Consider the following 466-nt stretch of genomic DNA (forward strand, 5'->3'; position numbering starts at 1 on the left):
CGACCAAGCCGAGCGTCTCGCCCTTCCGAATCGAGAAGGAGACGTCCTCGACGGCCCGGACGCTCTTCTGCTCGCCGAACAGACCCGACAGGAAGCCGCCGCCGTCGGAGAAGTGTTTCGTGAGACCGTCCACTTCGAGGATGGTCTCACCGTTGGCCGCCTCGTTCTCCGCATCTCGTCCCGTCGTTACCGAGTTGCTCATTTCAGTCGTCCCCCTGTACATCCGTCACGATATCCCCGGAGATTCCGTCCGTCGCTCGAATCTCGATGGGGTCGCTGAGCTCGTAGCCCACGTCGAATTTGTCGTGTTTCACGCAGGCCGCTTTGTGTGAGAACTCGCCCTCCTCGGACAGTTCGCGGGCGTCCGGGTGGACTTGGGTACAGATGTCGCGGGCGTCCGGACAACGCGTATGGAACCGACAGCCTCGGGGCGGGTCGATGGCTTCCGGCATGACGCCCCGAATCG

Annotated in this window: 1 protein-coding gene and 1 pseudogene; both read right to left on the bottom strand. The window is 63.1% G+C overall.

The window, feature by feature from the left end:
• Positions 1-202: pseudogene (locus NKF26_RS23955) on the bottom strand (ABC transporter ATP-binding protein); the annotation flags it as partial.
• 1 nt (position 203) lies between these two features.
• On the bottom strand, positions 204-466 hold a 263-nt coding region (locus NKF26_RS23960; protein ID WP_369682192.1), incomplete at its 5' end, for an oligopeptide/dipeptide ABC transporter ATP-binding protein.

This window comes from Haladaptatus sp. AB618, assembly GCF_024136965.1.
In the GTDB taxonomy this organism is placed as follows: Archaea; Halobacteriota; Halobacteria; order Halobacteriales; family Haladaptataceae; genus Haladaptatus.